The organism is Xanthobacter sp. 91, assembly GCF_000702385.1.
Classification (GTDB): domain Bacteria; phylum Pseudomonadota; class Alphaproteobacteria; order Rhizobiales; family Xanthobacteraceae; genus Xanthobacter; species Xanthobacter aminoxidans.
This window is the reverse complement of the sequence record NZ_JNIB01000001.1, coordinates 1549178-1572196: the sequence shown is the minus strand read 5'-3', so window position 1 is coordinate 1572196 and position 23019 is coordinate 1549178. Positions and strand designations below refer to the sequence as shown.

Below are 23019 nucleotides of genomic sequence, written 5' to 3'. Positions count from 1 at the left end.
AAGGTGTCCGAAATGGCGCCCTGAAGCAAGGGCCGTGCCCAAGCCTCTCATGCGCAACGCTTTTTCGCGTCGGGCCGGATCACGAATGGGCGAAGATGTCCTCTTCCGCCCAGCCGGAGAGGTCGAGGGCGGCACGGGCCGGCAGGAAGGCGAAGCAGGCGGCGGCGAGCCCGGTGCGGCCCTCGCGCGCCAGCATGTCCTCCAGCTTAGCCTTCACCGCGTGCAGATACAGAACGTCCGAGGCGGCGTAGGACAGCTGGGCGTCGGAGAGGTCGGCGGCGCCCCAGTCCGAGCTTTGCTGCTGCTTGGAGATGTCCACGTTGAGGAGTTCCCGCAGCAGCTCCTTCAGGCCGTGCCGGTCGGTGTAGGTGCGCACCAGCCGCGAGGCGATCTTGGTGCACCACACCGGCTGCGGCATCACCTTGAAGGTGTGCTGGAGCACGGCGATGTCGAAGCGGCCGAAATGGAACAGCTTGGTCACGTTCGGGTCGGTCAGCAGCCGCACGAGGTTCGGCGCGCTGCCGGGCCCGGCGCCCTGCGGGATCTGCACCAGGTCGGCGCTGCCGTCACCGTTGGAGAGCTGCACGAGGCACAGCCGGTCGCGGAACGGGTCGAGACCCATGGTCTCGGTGTCGATGGCCACGACGGAAGCGGCCACGAAATCCGCGGGCAGATCGCCGCGATGGAGGCGGATGGTCATGAGTGTATCGTTTATCCACGTTCAGGACTGGGCTTCTAGCGAAGGCGCGCAGGCCTGTCGATGGGGCCGCTCGCTATGCCCTTGCCCCGCCTGCCTTTGCCCGGCCGTGCAGGGAAGACACGCCCGGACAGATACCGCACGCGGCCGGCCCCGCCCGCCCGCTCCGGGCGCTTGGCCCATTGTGTGCGGTGCGGTATGGTTGCAGGTGATAGAGGAAGGGCTGGAACATGGCGGAAACGGCTGCGTCTCGCTATGAGGCGCTGGACGGCCTTCGTGGCATTGCGGCATTGATGGTCGCGATCCACCACATGCAGTTCAACAGCATCTTTCTCCATGTGGATGCCATCGTCTACGGCGAGTTGTTCGTCGATCTGTTCTTTGCGTTGTCCGGATTTGTCATTGCCTCCGCCTATCTGGAGAGGATCGACGACACCCGGGACATGAAGCGGTTTCTGACGCTGCGCTTTTTCAGAATCTACCCGTTGCACATTTTCATTCTGGCGCTGTTCCTGCTCAAGGAGCTGGCGCGGCTGGTGGCCGGCCTTTCCGGCGCCACGCTGAGCGGCACCGCCTTCACCGGGCGCACCAGCGTCGAGCTGCTGATGGCGACGATATTCCTGGTGCAGGCCTGGGGGCCGTTCGGCAAGAACGAGTGGAATGCCCCGAGCTGGAGCATCAGCTGCGAAGCGCTGGCCTATATCGTCTTTGCCCTTGTCGTGCCGCTCAAGCCCTTCCGCTGGAAATGGACGCCCTGGTTCATCGTCGCCTTCTCGATCCTCGCCTACACCTATGTGGCCTTCACTCCCGGTGGCATTGCCGACGCCACCTACGGCTTGCCCTCGCTGCTGAGGGGGCTCGCGGGCTTCTCGACCGGAGTGCTGTGCTATCAGGTGATGACGCGCAGGTCGGTGGCGGCCTACATGCAGAAGATGTCCGATCGCACCCTGACCGCGATCCAGTTCTGCGCCGTGCTGGCCTTCCTCGTTGTGCTGCACTATTTGCGCGGGCCGGCCATCGTGATCGCCGTGGTGCCGCTGGTTTTCCTGATCCTGTCCCTGCATCTGGATCGGGGCATGGGCTGCACCATCCTGAACACGCGGGTGTTCCAGTATCTGGGGAAGACCTCCTACTCCATTTACATGATCCACATGTTCATTCTGCTTATGACCGATTCCGTCCTCAAGCGCGTGCTGGGTTCGCTCACGGCCCACGTGGACGGCGCGACCTCGCTGGCGATCGGCACGGGCATCGCCCTTGTCTTGGCTGCCGTAGTCGTTGCCCTTGCCGATGTCACCTATCGCTTCATCGAGCATCCCTGGCGTGAATATGGACGGGGCGTGGCCCGCCGGATCGGGCGCGTGCTCAAGCCGAGCGCCGCTGCCGAGTGACGGCGCGACCGGGCTGAGGCGCTCCTCCTGGGTCCGCGCGCGGACCGCGAGGCGTCATCGGCCGCTTTTTACCTTGTCAGGCCACGGGTTGGGCCCTTGTCGATGCTGCGGCGTGCCCGGTGCGCGCCGCGGTCCGCCGTGCTAGAAGCGGCGCCGTTTCGACGTTACGAAAGCCTGGGGGGAAGAAGATGCGTTCGTTTCTGGCGACAGGCCTGCGCCTTGCGGGCCTCATTCTGGCGCTTGGCCTGATGGCCAGCACGGCGGCCGAGGCGCGGTCGGTGCCGCCCGGCAGCTACCTGCGCTCCTGCCGTGACGCGCAGGTGCGCGACGGCGCCGACCTCGCCGCCTTCTGCGCCACCCGCAACGGCCAATGGGTGGTGACGCGGCTCAACGATTTCCCGTCCTGCCGGGGCGACATCTCCAACCAGGACGGCCAGCTCTGGTGCCAGCGCCGCCCGGTGCCCCCGCCGCCGGCGGTGGGTCCGCGCGGCTCCTATCGCCAGACCTGCACCCGCGTGGAATTCCGCAACGGCGTGCTGAGCGCCTTCTGCCTCACCCGCGGCGGCAACTACCAGCCCTCCGTGCTGAACACGCTGACCTGCCAGCCCGGCTCGGACATCTCGAACCAGAACGGCCAGCTGTTCTGCCCCTCGCGCCAGCGGCTCCAGCCGCCTCCGGGCTCCTACATGCGCACCTGCCGCAACATCTCCATGGGCCTCGGCGGCGTGCTGCGCGCCCAGTGCCAGCGGGTGAACGGCTCTTGGAACCCGACCGCGCTCAACATGAACAATTGCGGCAATTACCGCGACATCTCCAACCAGAACGGCAACCTCGCCTGCTTCTGACGTTGACCTATCGCTAGGTGAGCCAACCCTGCGTCACTGGTATCATCGCCCCGATCGATTCGGTCGGGGAGTGATGCCATGGCGGGGGCGCTTGACAGGCTGCTGGGCGGGGCGCTGGCGGTACTGGGATTGATGCTGGCGGCGGGCCTCTCGCCCGCCGCGGCGCAGTCGGTGCCTCCGGGCAGCTATCTCAGCAGCTGCCGGCAGGTTCAGGTGCGGTTCGGGCACGACCTCGCGGCCTTCTGCCCGAACCGTGCCGGCCGGGATGTGGTGACCCGCCTCGACAATTTCCCCGCCTGCCGCGGCGATATCGCCAATGTGGACGGGCGGCTGACCTGCGCGGCCGGCGGCGGCGGGGGCATCCTCGGCCCCGGCGGCATCGCCCCCTCGCCCACGCCGTCGTTCCAGCAAGTGCCCGCAGGCCCCTATAAGGCGTCCTGCCGCAACATCCGCATGGATGGCCCGTGGCTGCGCGCCTCCTGCCGGGACGACTGGGGCGGCTGGCGGGATGCGAGCCTGATGCCGGCCGGCTGCATTCCCGGCAAGGGCATCGTCTATGAGGACGGACGGCTCTCCTGCGGCGGCTCCGGCTTCAGCGGCGATCGGCCCCCGGCGGGCTCCTACCGCGCGTCCTGCCGCGACATCAGCTATTCCGCCGGGCTCATCCGGGCCACCTGCCGCAACAGCTTCGGCAGCTGGGTGCCCACCACGCTCGCCACATCCTGGTGCGGCCACGGCCGCGACATCCGCAATGAAGGCGGCAGCCTCACCTGCCGGCCGGAAGGCTCGCCCGTGCCGGATGACCACAAATGGGGCGGCGGAAGCTGGGGTGGCACCGGCGGAAGCGGTGGCGGCAGTGGTGGCGGCAGTGCCTTGCCCTCCGGCTCCTACCGCGCCACCTGCCGCAATATCAGCATGTCCGCCGGTTGGCTGAAGGCCTCGTGCAAGAGTACATCGGGCACGTGGAAGGACAGCAGCACCTTCGCCAGCTGGTGCTCGGGCGGCTCCCACGACATTGCCAATGTGGACGGGCGCCTGACATGCCGTTAGGTTCGGTGCGGTAGTTCGGTGCCGCCCACGGGGCTGCGCCTCATCCTCAATCCTCGTGCGAAGGATGCCGCATGATGAACTTCCGGGTTTGGGCGGCAGCCCTGCTGTGCCTGTCCGCCACGCCGGCCGCGGCGGCGGGCGACATTCCGGTCGGTAGCTATCTGGAGAGCTGCCGGCAGGTGCAGGTGCGCTGGGGGCGCGATCTCGCCGCCTTCTGCGCCACCCGCGCGGGGGAATGGGTGGTGGCGCGCCTCGACGACTTCCCCTCCTGCGACGGCGACATCGCCAACCGCAACGGCCAGCTCATCTGCAAGGACACGCCCGCTCCGGGATCGCTCTACGGGACGCTCGCCCCGTCGCCGCCGCCCCGGCCCCAGCCGCCGGCCCCGCCGCCCGTGGTCCAGCGCCCGCCGGCCGGCACCTACACCTCGTCCTGCCGTGACCTGAGGCTTGAAGGCAGCTGGCTCTCGGCCACCTGCCGCGACGGCTGGGGCAACTGGCGCGAGGCCGGCCTCTCCCTCACCGGCTGCCCGCTGGGCGCCGACATCGCCAATGTGGAAGGCCGGCTCGCCTGCCGCTCCTTCACCTCCCAGCATGCGGGCGACTATCCCCCGCCCGGCTCCTATCAGGAGACCTGCCGGGACATCTCGCTCGACTCCGGCACCCTGCGCGGCAATTGCCTCAGCCGCCGTGGCGCGTGGCTCTCCTCCTCGCTCTATCTCTCCTGGTGCAGCAATCGTGAGGTGGTGAACGACGACGGCATCCTGCGCTGCGCCTCCTCCGCGTCCTCCGCGTCGTCCGGATCGGGCTGGAACACCACGCCCGCGCCCTACGGCTCCTATCGCTCCACCTGCCGGGACGTGACGGTGAGCGGCGGCTTCCTGCGCGCCATGTGCCAGGACCGTGGCGGCACGTGGCGCACCTCGGTGCCGCTCCAGCTCTCGCAATGCCTGCAGGGGGCGGATATCTACAACGACAACAGCGACCTGCGCTGCTCGCGCGGCGGCTCGTCCGGCTTCAGCGACCGTCCCCCGCCGGGCTCCTACATGGCGAGCTGCCGCGAGATCCGCGTGGTGGCCGGATGGCTGAAGGCCTCCTGCCAGGACCGCAACGGCCGCTGGTCCGAAGCCACCACCGCCGTCTCCTGGTGCAGCCCCGGCCGCGACATCGCCAACGACAATGGCCGGCTGACCTGTCGGTAGCAGGACAGGTCGCCGGCGGGTCTCATGGACTGGATTGCATGGCGCGCGCAGTCTGCCGCAAGGAGCGCGCTTCAGGCCCGTCGGCCCTCCTGGTGGTCGTCGACGATCCCTTTGGGGCGGTGAACGACCTCCGGGGCCCTCCCGGCCGCGACCATTGTCGTCGCGGCGCGGCCGGCGGACCGGATCGGGAGCCTAAAAGGCTCAGTCGACCGCCACCTCGGCCCCAAGGTTCTCGAACACCGCGTCGATCTTGCCCTTCAGCGTCTGGGCGTTGAACGGCTTGACGATGTAGTTGCTGACGCCGGCCTTCTTGGCGGCGATCACGTTCTCGGACTTGGCTTCCGCCGTCACCATGATGAACGGGATCTGGCCGAGGGCGCCGTCGGCGCGCACCTGCTTCAGCAGCTCGTAGCCGGTCATCGGCTCCATGTTCCAGTCCGAGATGACGAGGCCGTAGCTGCGTTCCTTCAGCTTGGCCAGCGCCTCGGTGCCATCGGAGGCCTCGTCCACATCCTCGAAGCCGATCTGCTTCAGAAGGTTTCGGATGATGCGCACCATGGTCTTGTAGTCGTCCACCACAAGGACGGGCATCCCAAGATCAACCCCCATGACACACTCCAGAAACGGGGACGATGAACACGCTCCATCCATGTTTGGCGAGCGCAACGACGAATGATGTTCTGATGTCCCGGGCTTGTGTGAGGCTTGCACCAAGAATTGGGGTCATCTTCCTCAATCATCTGGGACGATTTATAGGAGATCGGAAAGCATAGCGTGTTTCAGGAGGCCCTAATGTCGGCTGCCCGGCGACCCTTCAGGATTGAGACCCCGAGTTCCGCCGGCGCCGCCGTCGACCTCTTCGCGATGGATGGCCTCGACGACCATCTGCGCCGCATTTTCGGCGAGCTCGCCGAGGTGCGCGAGGAGATCGCGCGCTTCAAGACGCGCGATCCCGCTGTCGATCGCGAGCGCGACCGCAATGTGCTGTGGGCCGGCATCGAGACCATCCAGGATGCCATCCAGCACACCAAGCACGAGATCGCGAGCCTGCACGCCGAAGGCGCGCGGGGCGAGAAGCTGCTGCGCGCCACCAGCGAGCTGGAGGCGGTCGTCACCGACACGGAGGAGGCGACCGAAGCCATCCTCACCTCCGCCGAGCGGGTCGATGCCCTGATGATCCAGATGCACACCCTGCTCACCGGCGATGCGGCGGACCTCGCCACTGAAATGCAGAACGAGACCACCAAGATCTTCGAGGCCTGCAATTTCCAGGACATCACCGGCCAGCGCATCCGCAAGGTGGTGAAGCTGCTGCTGTTCATCGAGGAACGGGTGGCGCGCATGACCGACATCTGGGGCGGGGCCGATCTCGTGGCCCAGGGCGCCCGCATCATCCCTCGCGAAGGCGACGAGGCCCTCCTCAACGGGCCGGCGCTGGCTCACGACGTGGGTGTGGTCTCTCAGGACGATATCGACAGCCTGTTCGCCTGAGGCGCGTGGGGCAGGCGGGGTGCGGTCCGCATCCCGCCTGCTCCCGGCCAGGCCTCACTCGGTTCGCGCAGCCTCCGGCGGCACCGGCGGCGCGGCGCAGAAGGCCTCGGAGGTGGCGGTCCATTCCCCCACCCCGGCGGCCACGAGATTCTTCATCACCTTGCAGACATAGCGATGCTGTCCCACGGTGTTCTTCGGCCCGGCATTGTAGCGCGCGACCGCCATGGTCCAGCTGCCGTGCCGCTGTCGCAGCTCCTTCAGGAAGCGCGCGCCCTGCTCCACGTTGAGACGCGGATCGAAGATCTCCTCCAGCGTCCGGAATTCCTCCCGGTGCCAGTACCAGTTCACCTGCATGCAGCCGATGTCGATGAGCTTCACGCCGCGATCGTTGGCGGCACGGAACATGGCGAGGGCCTCGGGCAGCGAAGCGGGCAGATGGTCCTTGCCCTCGATGTGCAGCATCAGCGGCTGGAGGCCGCTGCCGGTGCCGCTCTCGGTGAGCGCGACGGCGTAAAGGATCTGCAGCGGAATCTGATACTTCGCCGCCGCCCGTGCCAGCTCGCGCTCGCAGATGCCGTGCGGGACGGGCTTTCGGCCAGCGTCCTTCTTCGGGGGTGAAGCCGTCGCCTGGCCGGAGACGGACGGAGCCGGCTCCGCCTTCTGGGGCGCCGCTTGCCGCGGCTCAGGCGGGCGCCGCTCCCCCCAGATGGGCCGTGCGGGCGCAGGGGGAGCGGAAATCGGAAGCTGAGGTTCGGCCGCCACATCCCCCGTCTCGTTGGCGGCGGGTGGGCCCAACGGGGCGGATGCGTCGCTGCAGTGCGCCTCAACCGGGGCCAGCGCGAGGCTCGTCAGCAAAAGAAGGCGCAGCGTCGTCATCGGGAAATGTCCTGTCCTGCCGGCCGTTGCGACCCTGCCGGCCGGGGTCGGTGCTGCCTCGCCCGCCGCCTTGTCCCTCGTCCGCGCTCTCTTGCGGCGGCGGGCCTTCCATCGCGGCAAGGCTGCGCACCGGCGCATCGAGTTGCGACAGGACGGGGCCGCCGACGTCCAGCTCCACGTCGGTTAGTCCGGCCGAGCCGAGGAGGGCGGAGAGATGGTCCTTGTCGGCCGCGAGCAGTTCGGCGGTGGCCGGGTTGTCCGCCTTGAGGCGCACGGTGAGGCCGTGCGGGGTGAGGCGCATGTGCACCACCACCCGCCCCAGCGTTTCCGGTGAAAGCGCGATGTCGAGCACGCGTACCGGGCCGGTCGGGGCACCGCTCTCCGGGACCTCGATCGCGCCCCCGGCCGGGGCGCCCGCCGCAGCGGGATCGATCTGCGCCACCTCCGCCGCGATGGCGCGGCCGACCTGCGCAAGGCTGGCGAAGGGCAGCGCGGGGGCTGCCTCCGCCTTGAGGGCGGGCTGGAGCTTCGGCGGTTCCGCCACGGGCACGGTGGGCCGGGCGGGTGCCTGGCGCGGGTCCGGGGCGATGCGACGGGGTTGGGTCGGGTCGCCCTGGGTGTCGTCGGGCGCGACGGGCGGCGGGAGCGGCCGGACCGGCATCCGGTTTTCGCTTGGGTCGAGGTCCGGGGAGAGGGCGTCCGCTGCGGGCGCGCCTGTCGCTTCGCGCGTGGACGCTGGGCGTTGCGTGTCGGCCCGCGCCAGCGGCAGGGGTGCCGATGCGGGCTGGGTGAAGGCGCGCACCGGCGCAAAATGCGTTTCCTGCCGCAGCACCACGAGCTGCATCGGCGGCGCATCCGCCGACCCCGCCGGTGCCGCCAGCGGAACGGGAGCCGGCCTCGCCTGAGCGCGGGGCGCGACGTCCGGGGCCGGCGTGTCCCGCGCGTCCATGGCTGGCGCGGGCGATATCGCGAGGAGCGGCATGGCGGGCGGCTGGAGAGGTGTGTCGGGCGTATCGGAGGGCGACTCGGCCTCGGACTCGGTGGCGTCGATGGGGTGTGTCTCCTGCGGCGGCAGGACCAGCGCGGCGCGCGGAGCGGGGGCGGTGTCGATCCCGCCGCGCTCCGGGGCGGGGCGTTCGCAGCGCGCGAGCAGCCGGTCGAGGCTCGCCGCCGGGAGGCGGGGCAGGGGCTCGGCGGGGAGCGGCTCCGTAGCATCGTCGCGGAGCGCCTCCCCCTCGCGGCGGGGCGCCGGGCGGACATCCTCCATCAGGCTGAGCAGGTCGCCGAAGGGCGGGCCGTCCTGCGGCAGGGGCTCGCGGCCGGCGGCGGTGTCGGGGGCCAGGGCGAAGGCTGCCAAGGTGAGGTCGGCGGTCCTCATCGCGGCGCATCCTTCAGCAGGGTATCGATCTCCCCGAGCTTCGCCTGCGCCTTCGCCAGCGCCGCCGAGGGCTTCTCGTTTCCCGCCGTCCGCACCGGCTGGGCGCTGGCGACGACCGCCGGAGCGGACGGGGTTGCTGCGGAGGAGGGGGCAGGAGCCGGGGAAGGTGCCTCATCGGCGCGGCGGATCAGCTCGGCGGTGCGGCTTGCGGCCTCCAGCAGCGCCTGGTCGGAAGGGTCGAGGCGGGCGCGGTCGATGGCCTTCAACGCCGCCTCTGCCGCCTGGTAGCGATCTGGCGTCGCCGCCTGCGCGGCGCTCAGATAGACGCGAGCGCGCTCGGCATCGCGGCTCGCGGCCGGTGCCAGCACCATGGCCCGCTCGGCGGCGGTGGTGGCGAGCGCGGTCTTGCCCTCCACGATGGCCGAGCGCGACACCAGCAGGAACACCTCGCGCCGGGCCTCTTCGTCGAGGGGCGCGAGGAGCGCGTCGAGCCGTGAAAGGCCGTCCGGCGTCGCCAGCACGTTCATGCGGCTCAAGGCAGCGGCGAAGCGCTGGCGGAAGTTGCCGGCATAGGCGGAATGGCGGAAGCGGCTGAAATACTGCCCCGACAGACGCTCGAACTGGTCGAGGTCGCCGGCCTGCGCCGCCACCAGCACGGCCCGGCGCAGGGCCGCCTCGTCCACCAGCGTGCCGGGCATGAGGAGGCGCGCCACCTCCAGCAGCCGCGACGCCTTGGCCGGGTCCGTGCGCACGGTGAGCGCCGCCTGGGCGAGGGCGATCTGCCCGCCGATGCCGTTGGGCAACTTGCGGGCGTCGATCTCGCCGAGCTGGCGCAGGGCCGGCTCCTCCCGGCCTTCGAGATAGAGCAGGCTGCCGGTGAGCAGCTTCTCGTCGATGTTCGGCTTCGGCTCACGCTGGATGATGCCGCGCAGCACCGCCGGATTGCCGCCGCCGAGGAAATACATCACCAGCGCGCGGGCGTTGGCGGGGTCCTGCCAGACGGAGGCATCGGCATCGCCGAAGGCCGCGTCCATCTCAGTGATCATCGCCCGCTGCTGGGCGATGCCGGCGGTGGAACCGGCGGCGATGAGATCCTGCAACCGCTGGAGCCGGCGCACGAGCGTGACGGGATAGATGTCGGTGCGTCCGGTCGGGTGCGTGGCCTCGGCCGGTGCGCCGTGAGGCGCGGATGCATCCGCATGGCTGGGCGAGGAGCCGGCCGGCTGATCCTGTGCGGGCGCTTGGGCGGGATGGGTATCGTGCGCCGGTTCGGCTGCGGCATGGGCGGCGGGCTCCGCCGGCGTGGCTGGTGCCGGCTCGGAAGCCGGGGGCGCGACGGCCCCGGTCGTCTCGGCGAGGGGGAGAGACAGGGACCCAGCCGGGATTCCGCCCGCCTCCGCCGCGACCGGGGGTGGCGCTAGAGCCGGCGCAGCGGCAGGAGCCCGCGCAGGTGCCATCGGCGCTATCGGTTCCTGCGGCAGGGGCCGGTGGGGCGGCAGCGGCATGGGCGAAGGCCCGAGCGGGGCATAGGCGGAGACCGCCGATGCAGGCATGGACGGCGCTACTGCCGGACGTGGGGCTGGTCCGGGCACGGGCTGTGGCGTCGCAGGGTTGGGCGCGGCGGCGGGGTTCGATCGGGCCGCGGGCTTGGGCGCTGCTGGCTGGGTTGCTGCCGCAGGCTTGGGGGTCGCAACCGGGACGGATGTGCCGGACGCAGCCGGGGGCGCTGGGGACGTTGCGCCCGGAAGACGCGCGGCCGGTGCCGGGGATGCCACGGGCTTGGGGGCCGGCGGCGGCGCAGCGGGTTTCGGGGCGGCGGTACCGTTCATTGCTTCGGCTGCGGGGGGCCTCGGCACGGTGCCGGAGGGGGCTGCCGCGTTCTGCGTCGCGGCGGACTTGGGCGGAGTGGGAGCTGCGGCAGGTGGCGCTGGCGCAGGGGCGGCCGCCGTCGGTGCCGGCTTCGGTGCGACAGTGTTGGGCGCGACAGGCTTCGGCGCCGGCTTGTCGGCGTTGGCCGCCGCAGCCGCTGGCGTGCCCGGGTCCCGGAGGTCGTCGTCGCTGTCGTGGGCTTCGGTGCGGCCGGCTTGGGCGTGGCCGGCTTCGCGGGCGCCGGTTTGGCCGTGGCGGGGCGCACGGGGGCGGCGGTCTCGCCACGCAGGCCGTCCCATGGGTCCGCGTCGTCCTCGGCGCGGGCGGTGCCGGGCAGCAGCAGGGCGCCGGCGAAGAGGAGGACAAGGCCGGGCCGGGTCATGAGGGCGCCTTCAGCAGGATCTCGATGCGCCGGTTCTGCGGCGCGTTGGGATCGGCAGTGTTCTTGAGGTTGCGGTCGGCGAGGCCCTCGATGGCGGTCACGCGCTTCTCGTCGAGGCCGCCGCGCACCAGCATGTAGAGCGCCATGTGCGCCCGCGCGCTGGAGAGCCGCCAATTGTCGTAGGTGTCGGAGCGGAACGGCCGCGCATCGGTGTGGCCGCGGATGACGATCTCACCCGGCCGCGCACCGAGCTTCTTGGCGATCTCGCCCATGGCCCGCACGAAGCGGGCGTCCGGCACCGCCGAGCCCACCGGGAACATGGTGAAGTCGAGATCGTCGGTGAGATCGACGATGAGACCTTCCTTCGTGGCGCGTACATCCACGCGCGGTGCTGCGCCGGGCGTGCCCACGGTGGCGGCGACCACCTGCTTCAGCTCGCTTTCCAGATCGCGTGCAGCCTTGCCGGCTGCCGCGGCCTGCGCCGCGGCCGCTTGTGCCTTCTCGGCCTGAGCCTTCTCCGCCTCCCCCGGCTTCGTGGCGCCGGTGGTGGCATCCGGGCGGCCGGAGGGCTGGTCCACCTTGGAGGGCTTGGCCTGCGGATTGCGCGCCTGCCGGCCGGTGGACATCTGCCAATAGGTGGGATCGAACGGATCGCGGTTCACGTCGCCGGCGCCCGTGCCGGGCGAGCCGGTATCACCGACGGCGGCGTCAGGCGTGCCGCCCGCCCGCGCGTCGGCATCGCCGGCCAGCTTGTTCAGCACCGCATAGGGATCGCGGAACGCGGCGCGCTCCTTGTCGCCCTGCTGGCGGTCGTCGCCGGCGCCGGTCTCGCGCCCCGTGGTGTTCTTCAGGCTGGATTGCTTGTCGCCGTCGGAAGACGTGCCCTTGGCCTTGGTGTCCTCGGGATCGTTCAGCCCGCGCACATCGGTGATGCTGGAGGCGAGGTCCACCGGGTTGAAGTAATTGGCGATGGCCTTGCGCGTATCCTTGTCGGTGACGTTGATGAGCCACATGATGAGGAAGAAGGCCATCATCGCCGTCATGAAGTCGGCATGCGCCACTTTCCAGGCGCTCGAATGGTGCTCGTGCTCCTCGTCATCGTGGCGCTTGACGATAATGATCTCGCCGTGGGGCTCCTTGCCGGACATGGCGCGCTCCCGTCAGTTGCCGCGGGCGGCGGCCGCCGCCCAGCCGGAGAGCTGGGTTTCCAGCACGCTGTCGTCGCAGGTGATGCGAAGGTCGCTCGCCGGTCCTTCCGCGAGAACGATGCCCTGCACGTCCGAGAGCCGCGCGGATAGTGCCGCAGCGAGGTCGCCCGAGCCTGTGATGGTGATGGACGGGCCAGCCGCCCCGCCGCGCAGAAGCTCACGCACCCGCCGGGCCAGTTCGTCGAGCGCGCGGGCGCGGGCGGCGCCGCTCACGAAGGGGCGCAGCACGGCGGCGATCGCTTCGGAGAGGCGCGCTTCCACTGTGTCGAGGCCGGTGCCGATGAGGCCCGCCAGCCGCGCGCTTTCTTCGGCGCACCAGCGGGCGCGGGCCTCGGTGATCTCCTCTTCGAGGCGCGCGGCGAAGGCGGCTTCGGCATCGGCGAGCTGCTGCTCGCAGGCGGCGAGGGCGATGGACGCCTCCTCCAGCGCCACACGGCGGGCCTCCTCGGCCGCCGCGCGGATGGCGTCGGCGCCGGGTTGCTCGTGCGGGCGCAAGGCGGGCGTCGGCGTGATCGCGGGAACGGGCGGCACGGCGCTCACCGGGGCGGAGCCTCTGGCTGGTCCGCGCGGCGCGACGCCGAAATGGGGCAGGTGGTTGAGAAGCGCGGTGGTGCTCATACGCGGGCATCCTGATGCAGCCACTGGCGCAGGATCGCGGCGACCTGCTCCTCATCGAACTCGACGATCTGCTCCAGCCGCTTCTGCGGCGAGCGGTTGAGCCGGCTGGTGAGATCCTCGATCAGGCTCAGCGCGCCCTGCGCCGGCTCTCCGGCGGCGGGGTCGCCCGGCACCATGGACGGGCCGGCGACGGCAGCGAGCGGGGCGCCGCCCGCCAGCATGGCGGCCTCGATGGCCTCGGCATCCTCCACCTCGTCGCGCTCGGGGCGGGCGAGGATGGCGCGCACGGCGGGCCTGAGGCCGAACCAGATCACCAGGCCGGCGACGATGAGGATGGTGGCGGCATTGATCATGGTGCCCGCCTGCCGCAGCAGCAGCTCGGACCACGGAAGCGGCGGCACCGGCTCCAGCGCCGCCCCGCCATTAGCGAAGGAGACCGCCGCGACCTTCAGCTTGTCGCCGCGTTCCTTCTCGAAGCCGGAGGCGGAGGCGACGAGCTGCTCGACCTCGTAGAGCTGCTGCTCCACCGGAATGGCGTCGGCGCCGCCGGCCGCGCCCATGAGGCGCTCCTTGTTCACCAGCACGGCGATGGAGAGGCCGCGCACCACGAAGGCCTCGCGCACGGTCTGCACGGTGCGGGTGGAGACCTCGAAATTGGTCAGCTCCTCGCGGCGGGAGGAGTTCTCGTTGGAATCCGTGCCGCCGTCGCCCTGCTGCTGCTGGCCGGGGATGTTCTGCTGAACGGACGTATTGGGCTGCTTGGTCTTGTTCTGGCTCTGGCCCAGCTCCTTCACCACCCGCACGGAGCGCTCCACCTTGGATGCGGGATCGAACGTGGTCTCGGAGGTGGTGACGCGATCGGTATCGAGGCGTGCCGACACCTGCACCTCGAAATTGCCGAGGCCGAGATAGGGGGCGAGCGTGCGGCGGACCTTCTCCTCGGTCTCGCGGCTCACCTGCTGCTGGAGCATGGCCTTCTTGCCGGCGGCGGCGCTGGCGCCGTCCTCGCTGGAGGAGAGCACCGCCCCCTCGGTGCTGAGCACCGTCACCTGGTCCATCTTGAGGCCGGGAATGGCGGCGGCGACCAGGTGGCGGATGGCCTGGGCGGTGGAGGCGTCCTCCGCCGTCTCGGTGCGGATGACGACGGAGGCGGAGGCGCTCTGCTGGTCGCGGCGGAACGAGCCGCGCTCGGGCAGGACGATATGGACGCGCGCCGCCTTGATGCCCTTCATGGTCTGGATGGTGCGGGCCAGCTCGCCCTCCAGCGCGCGCACCCGCGTCACCTCCTGCATGAAGGAGGTGAGGCCGAAGGCGCGGACATCATTGAACAATTCGTAGCCGGTGTTGCCGCTCTGCGGCAGGCCCTTCACCGCCAGCAGCATGCGGGCGCGGGCGGTGTCGGAATGGGAGACGAGGACGGTGGTGCCGTCCGCATTCACGTCGAACGGGATGCCCGCGTCCTTCAGCGCGCCGCCGATGCGGTTCACGTCCTCGCGGGTGAGGTTGGCATAGAGCGGCTCGCGCTCGGGCTGGCCGAGATACCAGGCGCCGAGCGCCACGGCCGCCACCGCGGTGAGGGCGATCAGCGCCAGCGCGATCAGGCGGCGCGCGCCGAGATCGCGCAGATTGCGCCAGAGTTGCTCCAACTGCTCTTTGCCGATCATCGGCGGATCTCGTCTGATTGCGGCCGGCGCGCGCGGGGCGCTGCCGGGAACAGGGACCGGGCACGCGCCAACCGGAAGATCCGGTCGCGCTCATGTGCCTCGGGCGGCAATCTCGACGGTCAAACTTGCATGGGCGTTGCGGGGGCTCTGCGTCTCCCCTCTCCCCTTGCGGGAGAGGGGGCGGGGGTGAGGGGTGAGGCCGGGCGCGATCCCCGCGTCCGCTCGTGCTGCGCCAGCACCCTCACCCGTCTCGCGGCTTTGCCGCGATCCACCCTCTCCCGCGAGGGGAGAGGGCAAAAAAATGGCCACGCTCCGGGGGCGGAGGTGGCCGAGGGGGGCGTCGGGGGGACGCAGAAACTCAGGGCGCGCCGGAGAGCCGCGGGAGGGAGCGGCGCCGGCGCGCGGACCGCCGCGCCCGGAGGCGCGGCGGCGGACGCGATCAGCGGAACAGGGTCATCACGTTCTGCGAAGAGCTGTTGGCGATGGACAGGGACTGCACCGCGAGCTGCTGCTGCGTCTGCAGGGCCTTCAGCTTGGTCGATTCCTCTTCCATGTTGGCATCCACGAGGGTGCCGATGGACGAGGTGTTGAGGTCGATCAGGCTCTGGGCGAAGGTCTGCTGCGAGTCGAGCCGGGTCGAGGTGGTGCCGAGCGTGGTGGCGCCGTTCTGCAGCTGCTGCATGGTGGCGTCCACGACCTTCACATAGGCCTGGATCTTCGCGAGGTCGGCATCGGTGTTGCCGAGGTCCGACACGTCGAAGTCCGTGATGGACTCGGTGCCGGCCGTGGCGGTGCCGCCGATGACGTACTTGGTGTCCATGAAGCCCTTGAGGCTGCCCGCGGTCGTGTCCACGGTCACGGTGGCGCCGCCGGTGACGTTCGCCGCCGTCGCCACGGCCGTGACGGCCTTGTCGAGGGTGGTGGACGTGCCGGTGGAGGTGCCGGCGGTGGAGGCGTCGTAGACAGTGAACGAGCCGGTGTCGATGGAGGTGGAGCCCACCGTCACGGTTTCGCCGGTGCGCGAGAAGGACGACAGCAGGTTCTTGGTGCCGTTGAAGCCCGAGGCGCTGGTGTCCACCGACAGCCAGTTGCTGCCGTTCATCACGGTGTTGTCGGCGGTGGTCTTGATCTCGCTGACGTAGGACGAGATTTCCGTCTGCAGCTTGGCCCGGTCGACGTTCGGCGAGAGGGCGGCCGTCAGGTTGTTCTTGATCTTCGCCAGCGAGGCGACCACCGCGTTGACGCCGCTGGAGGCCGCATCCACCGAGTTCTTGTCGAGGCTCATGGCATCCTTCACCGCACCCAGCGCCCCGTTGTCGGAGGTCAGGGTGGTGGCGATGGACCAGTAGGCCGCGCCGTCGTTGGCGGAGTTGATCCGCTTGCCGGTGGAGACGTGGGCGTTGGTGGTGTCGAGGTTGGAGTTGATCGTCCGCAGGGTCTGCAGGGCGACCATGGCGGAGTTGTTGGTGATCAGGCTGGTCATGGGAATGTCCCTCTGTGACTTGGAATGAAGGGGGACATGCCGGGCTCGCACCGGCATGGCAGGGCGGCATCATGCCTTTGGATGGCCGGCCCGCAGAGCACGCGCCGATCTGATTGCACCGCAATCAGATCGGATGATGCGTTCTCTTCGCTCTAGGGGTCCGGCGCCCGGCCCTCTCGGACCGGTCAACCTGCCATGGAAGAGACGTTAGAGCGGCAAGCTTGCGCGAGGCTTGCTCGCCTCGGGGCTCTCAGAAAAACGAGCGGATCAGCCCGCCGACCAGCAGGTTCCAGCCGTCGATGAGGATGAAGAAGAGGATCTTGAACGGCAAAGAGATGACCGCCGGCGGCATCATCATCATGCCCATGGACATGACCAAAGTCGCGACGATCATGTCGATGATGAGGAAGGGCAGGACGATGAGAAAGCCGATCTCGAACCCGCGCCGCAGCTCCGAGATCATGAAGGCGGGGATGAGCACCCGCATGGGCACTTTCTCTTCGCTCGCCTTCTCCGGCGCGGGGGACGTCGCTGCCTCCTCCGCCGGCTTGTCGCGCGAGGCGATGTCGGCGAACAGCTTCAGGTCCTTGCCGCGCACATGGGTCAGCATGAAGTCGCGGAACGGGTCGGCGATGCGTTGCAGCGCCTCTTCCTCGCCCATGCGGTTCTCGGTGAGGGGCTTCACCCCGTCCTGCCAGGCGCGGTCGAAAGTCGGCCCCATCACGTAGAAGGTCATGAACAGGGAGAGCGAGACCAGCACCAGGTTGGCCGGCGTGGAGGGCAGGCCGAGGCCCGAGCGCAGGAAGGAGAAGGCGATCACGAAGCGGGTGAAGCTCGTGACCATGATGAGCAGCCCCGGCGCCACGGACAGCACCGTGAGCAGGGCCACCATCTGGATAAGCCGCCCCGCCGTGCTGCCGCCACTCTCGGGCAGAAGCTGCTCCAGCGACGGCAACTGCGCGGCGCCCTGCGCAAGGGCCGGTGCGGCGGACAGGAGCAGGCCGGCGACGAGCGCGCACATCAGCGCCGACAGGCGCGCGGGCGCCCTCACTGCACCACCAGCGTGGAGAGGATCAGTTCGTCCACCTTGCCGTCGGAGCGGGCGCGGGCGCGCTCGTTGAGGTCCTCGCGCAGGTGCTGGAGCGCGCTCGGGCCTTCGAGCTGGCTGAGCGCCAGGGTGCGCATATAGGCCATGATGTCCTCGCGCAGCTCGGCGGCGGTCACGTCCGGGTTCACCAGCGCACCGTTCTTGAACACGATGGCCGTCTCGATCCGGATGAAGGTGGAGGAGGGCGCGGACAGGTTCACCACCACCGGTTTGAGATCCTTCAGCACCAGGTCACCGGAATGGCGCAGCGGCGCCGCCGGCTTCTTCTCGGGTTCGGCGGCGACCTTCTTCGTCACCGCCTGCTCCACTGTGCCGGCGAGCTGGAGCCCGAGCCCCGCCCCGGCGGCGAGCGCCAGCAGCGTGACGATGAGGAGGGGCACGAGGAGGCCGGGCTTCTTCTCCGGCGCTCCGTTCGGGCCGAGGGCTTTGGCGGGGGCTGAGGTGGCCATCACGTCACCAGGGCGTCACGACGTCGTAGATGCGCTGGCCCCAGGCGGGCTGCTGCACATCCGTGAGCCGGCCGCGTCCGCCATAGGAGATGCGGGCCTCGGCGATCTTGTCGTAGGGAATGATGTTGGTCGACGAGACGTCCAGCGGGTTGACGATGCCGGCGATGGTCAGTTCGCGCACCTCGTAATTGACGAGGATCTCCTGCGAGCCGCGGATGACGAAATTGCCGTCGGGCAGAATCTCCGTCACCACCACCGCCACGGAGAGGCGCAGTTTCTCGGAGCGGTCGATGTTGCCCTTGCCCTTGGTCTTGGTGTCGCCGTTGATGTCGAGATTGCCGGAGCCCGCCCCCGCGTTGGCGCCCTTGCCGAAACCGGAGAGGGTCAGCGCCGCGTCGAAGCCGAGATTGCTTTTCGATTCCCGCGAGCGGTCGGTGGCGTTGTCGAACTGCGCCTTGTCGTCGATGGCGATGGCCACGCGGATCACGTCGCCCACCTTGGCCGCCCGCAGGTCGCGATACATGCTCTGGGAGCGGTTGAGGTCCCAGGTGGAGCGGAAGGTGGTCTTCTGCGGCTGCTGGAAGGTCATCGGCAGCGGGTCGCGCTTGGCGGTGTCGAGGCCGTAGCCCACGGGCGTCAGCGTCGGCCCGGTGGCGAGATTGTCATAGGTGCTCTTGCAGCCGGCGAGGGCGAGGCAGGCGAGCGCCGCGAGGACGATCTGCGGGGCGGGGGGCATGGCGTGAGGGGCCTTTCTGGCGCGCATCAGCCCGGCCGTCCGGCGGTGCGGGGGGCATCCGGCCGCGCGTCCTGCGCGCGGCGGGCCATGCCCACCATGGTGGAGGTGAGGCGCGCCGCGCGGGCCGGCTCGCTCTCGTTGAGGATGGCGCTGGCGACGCGGGGCGAGAGCCGCGCCAGCACGGCGGCCGCCATGTCCTCGTTCATGGCCGCGAGCTGGGCGGCGGCGGCGTCCGGGCGCATCTGGGAGACGACCGCGATGAGGCTCTCGTCGGCCTTCTTCAGGAACGCCTCGCGGCGCGCCAGCCACTCCTGGTATTCGGCGCGCTTGGCCTCGAGCTGGGCGAGGCGGGCCTCGATCTCCTTCTCCATGGCGGCGAGCGCGGCCTGCTGGCGGGTGAAGCGGGCGTCGGCGGCGGCATCGGCGATGTTGCGGCAGTAGAGCGCCGCATTCTCGCCGGCGGCGGCATCGGCACCAGCGGCGGGTTCGGCGCGGCCATCGGCCGGGAGCATCAGGACGGTGCCGCAGAGCGCGGCGAGCGCCAGCGCGGTGACGCTCCTGGCCCGGGCGGCCCTGCGGCGGCGGGCTGAGACGACGAGGATGCGAAGTCGCGTGCAGGTCACGCGCCGGAGCGCGACAACGCCCACGAACAGCGAGCACGAGACCGAGACGATCGCATAGATGATGGCGGCGTCGATGAGGACCGTCGAGACGGACATGGAACCTCCTCCTCTTCCCCGAGGGGCGGCGCCGGGCGGGGGCACGGGCGCCTTGGATGGTCGAGGTCTAGGGGGAGAGACTTGCGCGACGCTTGCGGGAGATGGCGGCCGCGCCGCCGGTCACTGGAACACCAGTTCGGCCTGCAGCGCGCCGGAGGTCTTCACCGCCTGAAGGATGGAGATGATGTCCGAGGGCTTCAGCCCGAAGCGGTTGAGGCCGTTCACCAATTGCTGGAGATTGGTGCCGCGGACGATGCCGATGGGCCCGCCACTCTCGTCCGCCTGGATGTTGGTGCGCGGCACCACCACCGTCTCGCCGAAGGTGTAGGGCTCGGGCTGCGACACCTCGGGCGTCTCCGTCACCTGCACGGTGAGATTGCCCTGGGTGACGGCGAAGGTGGAGACCTGCACGTTGCGGCCGATGACCACCGTACCCGTGCGCTGGTCCACCACCACCTTGGCCGGCGTGTCCGGCGTGATGCGGAGTTCGCCGATTTCTGCGATGAAGCGGGCGGTGCCGGAATGGGGCGGGCGCTGCACCACCACCGTGCGCAGATCGCGCTCGCGGGCGAGGCGTTTGCCGTAGCGGGCGTGGGTATAGGCGTTGATGACATCGGCCATCAGCGCGGCGGTTCGGAAATCCGGGTTGGTGAGGTCGATGAGGATTTCCGGCAGCTCGGACAGCTGGCCGGGGATCTGCCGCTCCACCAGCGCGCCGTTGGCGATGCGGCCGGCGGTGGGAACGCCCTGGCTGAGCGTCTCCGCCTGCCCGGTGATCTGGATGCCGGACACGATCTGGCCCTGTGCTACCGCATAGGTCACGCCGTCCGCGCCGTTGAGCGGGGTCACCAGCAGCGTGCCGCCGCGCAGGGACGTCGCATCGCCGAGCGAAGCGATGGTCACGTCGATCCGCGTGCCGAGGCCGGCGAACGCGGGCAGGTTCGCGGTGACGGCCACGGCCGCCACGTTCTTGGCGCGCAGTGACAGGCCCTGCACGTTGATGCCCATGCGGTCGAGCATGGATTGCATGGCCTGCTCGGTGAAGGGCGAGTTGCGCAGCGTGTCGCCGGTGCCCTGAAGGCCGATGATGAGGCCGTAGCCGACGAGCTGGTTGTCGCGCACGCCCTGGATGGAGGAGATGTCCTTGATGCGCGTCGTCGCCTGCGCGGCGGCGGGGCCGGCGAACGTCAGGAGGGCGGCAAGGAGCGCGGCAAGGGCCGCGAGCGCGAGGCGGATCATCGCGTCTTCACCCATACGGTGCCGTCGCCCGCCACCTCGCCGACGATGATCTGGCCGGAATCCATGTTCTTGAGCCGGATGGTGGCGCCGGCCGCGCCGGAATCGAGCGGCATGCCGTAGCCGGAGATGGCGAGCCCGCCGTCCTTCAGCTGGATGCGGGTGGCGACGCCCTTGGTGACGAGGGTGACATCCACGAGCGCATTGAGCGGCACCGGCTGGCCGGCGGCGATGACCCGCCGGGCCGATTTGCCCACCACGGCGGAGGACTGAAGCGCGATGCCGCCGCGGTCGAGCACGGCATCGGACACCTCGCGCTGGGCGATCATGCCGGCGGAGATGACATCGCCCGGATAGAGGGTGACGGCGGCGACCGGAATGCGCGCCATCGGCACGGCCTCGGCCGGCGGACGTACGGGCGCGGCACGCGGCGGCTCGACCTCCTCGCGGCCGGCGGCGGCTTGCTGGGCAAGGGAGGAAATGCTCTGCGCCGTCGCAGGGGCGGCCACGGCGCAGAGCATGGTCGAAATGCCGGCAGCGATGCCGGCCCGCAACCACGCCCTCCTACGGACGGTCCGCCGCTGCGGATGAGTCATCTCCGCAACCCCGTTCACCGGATACCCTTGGAGACCACGCCGGCCATGTCGTCGGCGGCCTGGATCACCTTGGAGTTCATCTCATAGGCCCGCTGGGCCTGGATGAGCTGGGTGATCTCCTTGATGGGGTCCACGTTGGAGCCTTCCAGATATCCCTGCACCACGGCGCCGAAGCCGGTGGTGCCGGCCACGCCCGTCACCGGCTGGCCGGAGGCGGAGGTCTCGCGATAGAGATTGTCGCCCAGCGGCTCGAGGCCGGAATCGTTGGCGAAGGTGGCGAGCGTCAGCTGGCCCACCAGCGTCGGCGAGGTCTGGTTGGCGATCTGCGCATAGACCTGACCGCTCTCGTTGATGACGATGCTGCTGGCGTCCTGCGGCAGGGTGAGCGCAGGGTTTAGCGCATAGCCGTCGGCGGTCACGAGCTGGCCGGTCGGGCCCTTGTTGAACGAGCCGGCGCGGGTATAGAGCGTGTCGCCCGAGGGGCTGGTGATCTGGAACCAGCCGCGCCCGTTGAGCGCGAGGTCGAGCGGGTTTCCGGTCTGCGCCAGCGGACCCTGAAGATGGAGGTTGCGGATGCCGATGGTGCGCACGCCGAGGCCGACGAGGGCGCCCTCCGGCACCGGCTCGGCGCCGTCCTGATTGGGCACGCCCTGGGCGCGCTCGGCCTGATAGAGCAGGTCGGTGAACTCGGCGCGGGCGCGCTTGAAGCCGGTGGTGTTGATGTTCGCGATGTTGTTCGCGATCACCTCCACATTGGTCTGCTGGGCCGACATGCCGGTCGCGGCGATGGCCAAAGCTCTCATGTCACTCTCCTCAGATGGCCATCCGGCTGATTTCCTGATAGGCGGCGACCACCTTGTCGCGCACCGCGATGGCGGTCTGGAGCGTCTGCTCGGCCGACATCACCGCCTCCACCACTTGCTGCACGGACACCTTTCCGTGGATGCCGGAGATGGCGCTCACCTCCGCCGTCTTCACCTGATCCACGGCGTCCGATGACATGCGGGCGAGCATGGTGGAGAAGTCGGAAATGCTGCCCGCGCTCTGGGTCGCGCTCGCGGCCTCGGTGGCGCGGGCGGCGGTGGTGGCGCTCGTGGCGGTGGTGCGGCTCAGCGCATTGAGGGAAACGGCATCGATCATCACGGCGTCCTCAACAGATCGATGGTCATGGCGACCATGGAGCGCGCCTGCTTGATCATCTGGAGGTTGGCCTGGTAGCTGCGGCCGGCCTCCCTCAGATCCGCCATTTCGGCGAGCGGATTGACGTTCGGCACCTTCACCCGCCCCTCGGCGTCGGCGGCGGGGTTGCCGGGGTCGAACTCCACGGAAAAGGCGCTGCGGTCCACGCTCGTGGCCTTCACCTTCACCCGCGATGCGCCGAGGGCGCGGTCGGGCTCCTGGGTGAACTCCACCGTCTTGCGGCGATAGGGGTCGGCGCCCGGTGTCGTGCCGGTGGAGCGCGCATTGGCGATGTTCTCGGCGACGATGCGCATGCGCTGGGTCTGCGCCGCGAGGCCGCTCGAGGCGATGCCGGTGATGGTCTTGAAGGGATCGCCGATCATGACTTCACGCTCGCGAGGATCATGCGGTGGAAGGAGCGGACGATGGAGGTGTTGAGCGAATAGGCGCGGTTCACCTCGTCGGCCTTCAGCATCTCCTGCTCAAGGCTCACGCTGTTGCCGGAATGGGACGTATCCCAGCCGTCGCGCGGCGCGACCTTGGCGGCGCCGATGCCGCCCGCCGCCACGTCCATGTGGCTGCCGGAGGTGCGGGCGACGGCGAGGCGGGTGCGGTCGAGGATGGCGCTGAACGGCTCGGCGTCCACCGCCTTGTAGCCGGGGGTGTTGGCGTTCGCGATGTTCCCCGCGATGGCCGTCTGCCGCACCGTGGCCCACTGGGCATGCCGCGAGGCGAGATTGAACAGGAACAGGGGCTCCATGGCACATTCCCCGGATGGTTCGCGCGCCTTCGGAAGGGGCGAGGGATGACGGTTTCCTAGCGCGCGAACCTTGCCCGAGGCT

Annotated in this window: 24 protein-coding genes; 5 read left to right on the top strand and 19 right to left on the bottom strand. The window is 69.8% G+C overall.

Annotated elements, in window-relative coordinates; all coding sequences use genetic code 11:
* Positions 1-79 precede the first annotated feature (79 nt).
* Entirely contained in the window at positions 80-700 is a 621-nt protein-coding gene (locus tag A37E_RS0107535; RefSeq protein WP_024276851.1) for a ribonuclease D, read from the bottom strand.
* A gap of 227 nt (positions 701-927) precedes the next feature.
* Between A37E_RS0107535 and A37E_RS0107530 the strand changes: the two genes are divergently transcribed.
* From A37E_RS0107530 to A37E_RS0107515, 4 genes are all read left to right on the top strand, one after another.
* Positions 928-2088 (top strand): acyltransferase, encoded by a 1161-nt coding sequence (locus A37E_RS0107530; RefSeq protein WP_029556041.1) that lies wholly within the window; start codon positions 928-930, stop codon positions 2086-2088.
* 188 nt (positions 2089-2276) lie between these two features.
* Complete coding sequence (locus A37E_RS0107525) at positions 2277-2933, top strand: CVNH domain-containing protein (RefSeq protein WP_029556040.1); 657 nt, start codon at positions 2277-2279, stop codon at positions 2931-2933.
* A 78-nt stretch (positions 2934-3011) separates the two neighbouring features.
* Positions 3012-3983 (top strand): CVNH domain-containing protein, encoded by a 972-nt coding sequence (locus A37E_RS0107520; RefSeq protein ID WP_038192756.1) that lies wholly within the window; start codon positions 3012-3014, stop codon positions 3981-3983.
* A gap of 71 nt (positions 3984-4054) precedes the next feature.
* Positions 4055-5185, top strand: a complete 1131-nt coding sequence (locus A37E_RS0107515; protein ID WP_029556038.1) for a CVNH domain-containing protein — start codon at positions 4055-4057, stop codon at positions 5183-5185.
* Positions 5186-5386: 201 nt separating this feature from the next.
* Here the strand turns inward: A37E_RS0107515 and A37E_RS0107510 are convergent, their stop codons facing one another.
* Complete coding sequence (locus tag A37E_RS0107510; RefSeq protein ID WP_024276855.1) at positions 5387-5794, bottom strand: response regulator; 408 nt, start codon at positions 5792-5794, stop codon at positions 5387-5389.
* Between the two features lie 183 nt (positions 5795-5977).
* Between A37E_RS0107510 and A37E_RS0107505 the strand changes: the two genes are divergently transcribed.
* Positions 5978-6676 carry a protein phosphatase CheZ gene (locus A37E_RS0107505; RefSeq protein ID WP_029556037.1) on the top strand — a complete coding sequence of 233 codons (699 nt, stop codon included), beginning with the start codon at positions 5978-5980 and terminating at the stop codon, positions 6674-6676.
* Positions 6677-6730: 54 nt separating this feature from the next.
* On the opposite strand, the gene A37E_RS26365 is transcribed toward A37E_RS0107505, so the two are convergent.
* The 17 genes from A37E_RS26365 to flgB form a co-directional block, all read right to left on the bottom strand.
* On the bottom strand, positions 6731-7552 hold the full coding sequence (locus A37E_RS26365; protein WP_081837496.1) for a lytic transglycosylase domain-containing protein: 822 nt from the start codon (positions 7550-7552) through the stop codon (positions 6731-6733).
* A complete protein-coding gene (locus A37E_RS0107495) occupies positions 7500-8930 on the bottom strand; it encodes a flagellar hook-length control protein FliK (RefSeq protein ID WP_029556035.1) in 1431 nt (476 codons plus the stop codon). The genes A37E_RS26365 and A37E_RS0107495 overlap by 53 nt, the downstream gene beginning before the upstream one ends.
* On the bottom strand, positions 8927-10387 hold the full coding sequence (locus A37E_RS26360) for a chemotaxis protein MotC (RefSeq protein ID WP_156026262.1): 1461 nt from the start codon (positions 10385-10387) through the stop codon (positions 8927-8929). The genes A37E_RS0107495 and A37E_RS26360 overlap by 4 nt, the downstream gene beginning before the upstream one ends.
* A gap of 790 nt (positions 10388-11177) precedes the next feature.
* Positions 11178-12329 carry a flagellar motor protein MotB gene (locus tag A37E_RS0107485; RefSeq protein WP_029556033.1) on the bottom strand — a complete coding sequence of 384 codons (1152 nt, stop codon included), beginning with the start codon at positions 12327-12329 and terminating at the stop codon, positions 11178-11180.
* A 12-nt stretch (positions 12330-12341) separates the two neighbouring features.
* Complete coding sequence (locus tag A37E_RS0107480; protein WP_029556032.1) at positions 12342-13007, bottom strand: hypothetical protein; 666 nt, start codon at positions 13005-13007, stop codon at positions 12342-12344.
* Positions 13004-14671, bottom strand: a complete 1668-nt coding sequence (fliF, locus tag A37E_RS0107475; RefSeq protein ID WP_029556031.1) for a flagellar basal-body MS-ring/collar protein FliF — start codon at positions 14669-14671, stop codon at positions 13004-13006. Before fliF ends, A37E_RS0107480 begins: the two co-directional genes overlap by 4 nt.
* Before the next feature lie 439 nt (positions 14672-15110).
* Positions 15111-16154: a flagellin gene (locus A37E_RS0107470; protein ID WP_029556030.1), complete on the bottom strand. Its 1044-nt coding sequence runs from the start codon at positions 16152-16154 to the stop codon at positions 15111-15113.
* A gap of 250 nt (positions 16155-16404) precedes the next feature.
* Positions 16405-17175 carry a flagellar type III secretion system pore protein FliP gene (gene fliP, locus A37E_RS0107465; RefSeq protein WP_029556029.1) on the bottom strand — a complete coding sequence of 257 codons (771 nt, stop codon included), beginning with the start codon at positions 17173-17175 and terminating at the stop codon, positions 16405-16407.
* A gap of 26 nt (positions 17176-17201) precedes the next feature.
* A complete protein-coding gene (locus A37E_RS0107460) occupies positions 17202-17711 on the bottom strand; it encodes a flagellar basal body-associated FliL family protein (RefSeq protein ID WP_038192750.1) in 510 nt (169 codons plus the stop codon).
* Between the two features lie 4 nt (positions 17712-17715).
* Positions 17716-18474, bottom strand: a complete 759-nt coding sequence (flgH, locus tag A37E_RS0107455) for a flagellar basal body L-ring protein FlgH (protein WP_245279284.1) — start codon at positions 18472-18474, stop codon at positions 17716-17718.
* Positions 18474-19166 carry a MotE family protein gene (locus A37E_RS0107450; protein WP_156026261.1) on the bottom strand — a complete coding sequence of 231 codons (693 nt, stop codon included), beginning with the start codon at positions 19164-19166 and terminating at the stop codon, positions 18474-18476. Before A37E_RS0107450 ends, flgH begins: the two co-directional genes overlap by 1 nt.
* 120 nt (positions 19167-19286) lie before the next feature.
* A complete protein-coding gene (gene flgI, locus A37E_RS0107445) occupies positions 19287-20405 on the bottom strand; it encodes a flagellar basal body P-ring protein FlgI (protein WP_029556025.1) in 1119 nt (372 codons plus the stop codon).
* Positions 20402-20956, bottom strand: a complete 555-nt coding sequence (flgA, locus tag A37E_RS0107440; RefSeq protein WP_051678861.1) for a flagellar basal body P-ring formation chaperone FlgA — start codon at positions 20954-20956, stop codon at positions 20402-20404. Before flgA ends, flgI begins: the two co-directional genes overlap by 4 nt.
* A 56-nt stretch (positions 20957-21012) precedes the next feature.
* A complete protein-coding gene (flgG, locus tag A37E_RS0107435) occupies positions 21013-21801 on the bottom strand; it encodes a flagellar basal-body rod protein FlgG (protein WP_029556023.1) in 789 nt (262 codons plus the stop codon).
* A 10-nt stretch (positions 21802-21811) separates the two neighbouring features.
* Positions 21812-22138: a flagellar hook-basal body complex protein FliE gene (locus A37E_RS0107430; protein ID WP_029556022.1), complete on the bottom strand. Its 327-nt coding sequence runs from the start codon at positions 22136-22138 to the stop codon at positions 21812-21814.
* The gene (flgC, locus tag A37E_RS0107425) at positions 22138-22560 is read right to left on the bottom strand and encodes a flagellar basal body rod protein FlgC (RefSeq protein WP_029556021.1); all 423 of its coding nucleotides are present in this window, start codon (positions 22558-22560) and stop codon (positions 22138-22140) included. The genes A37E_RS0107430 and flgC overlap by 1 nt, the downstream gene beginning before the upstream one ends.
* Positions 22557-22937 carry a flagellar basal body rod protein FlgB gene (gene flgB, locus A37E_RS0107420; protein WP_029556020.1) on the bottom strand — a complete coding sequence of 127 codons (381 nt, stop codon included), beginning with the start codon at positions 22935-22937 and terminating at the stop codon, positions 22557-22559. Before flgB ends, flgC begins: the two co-directional genes overlap by 4 nt.
* Positions 22938-23019 lie beyond the last annotated feature (82 nt).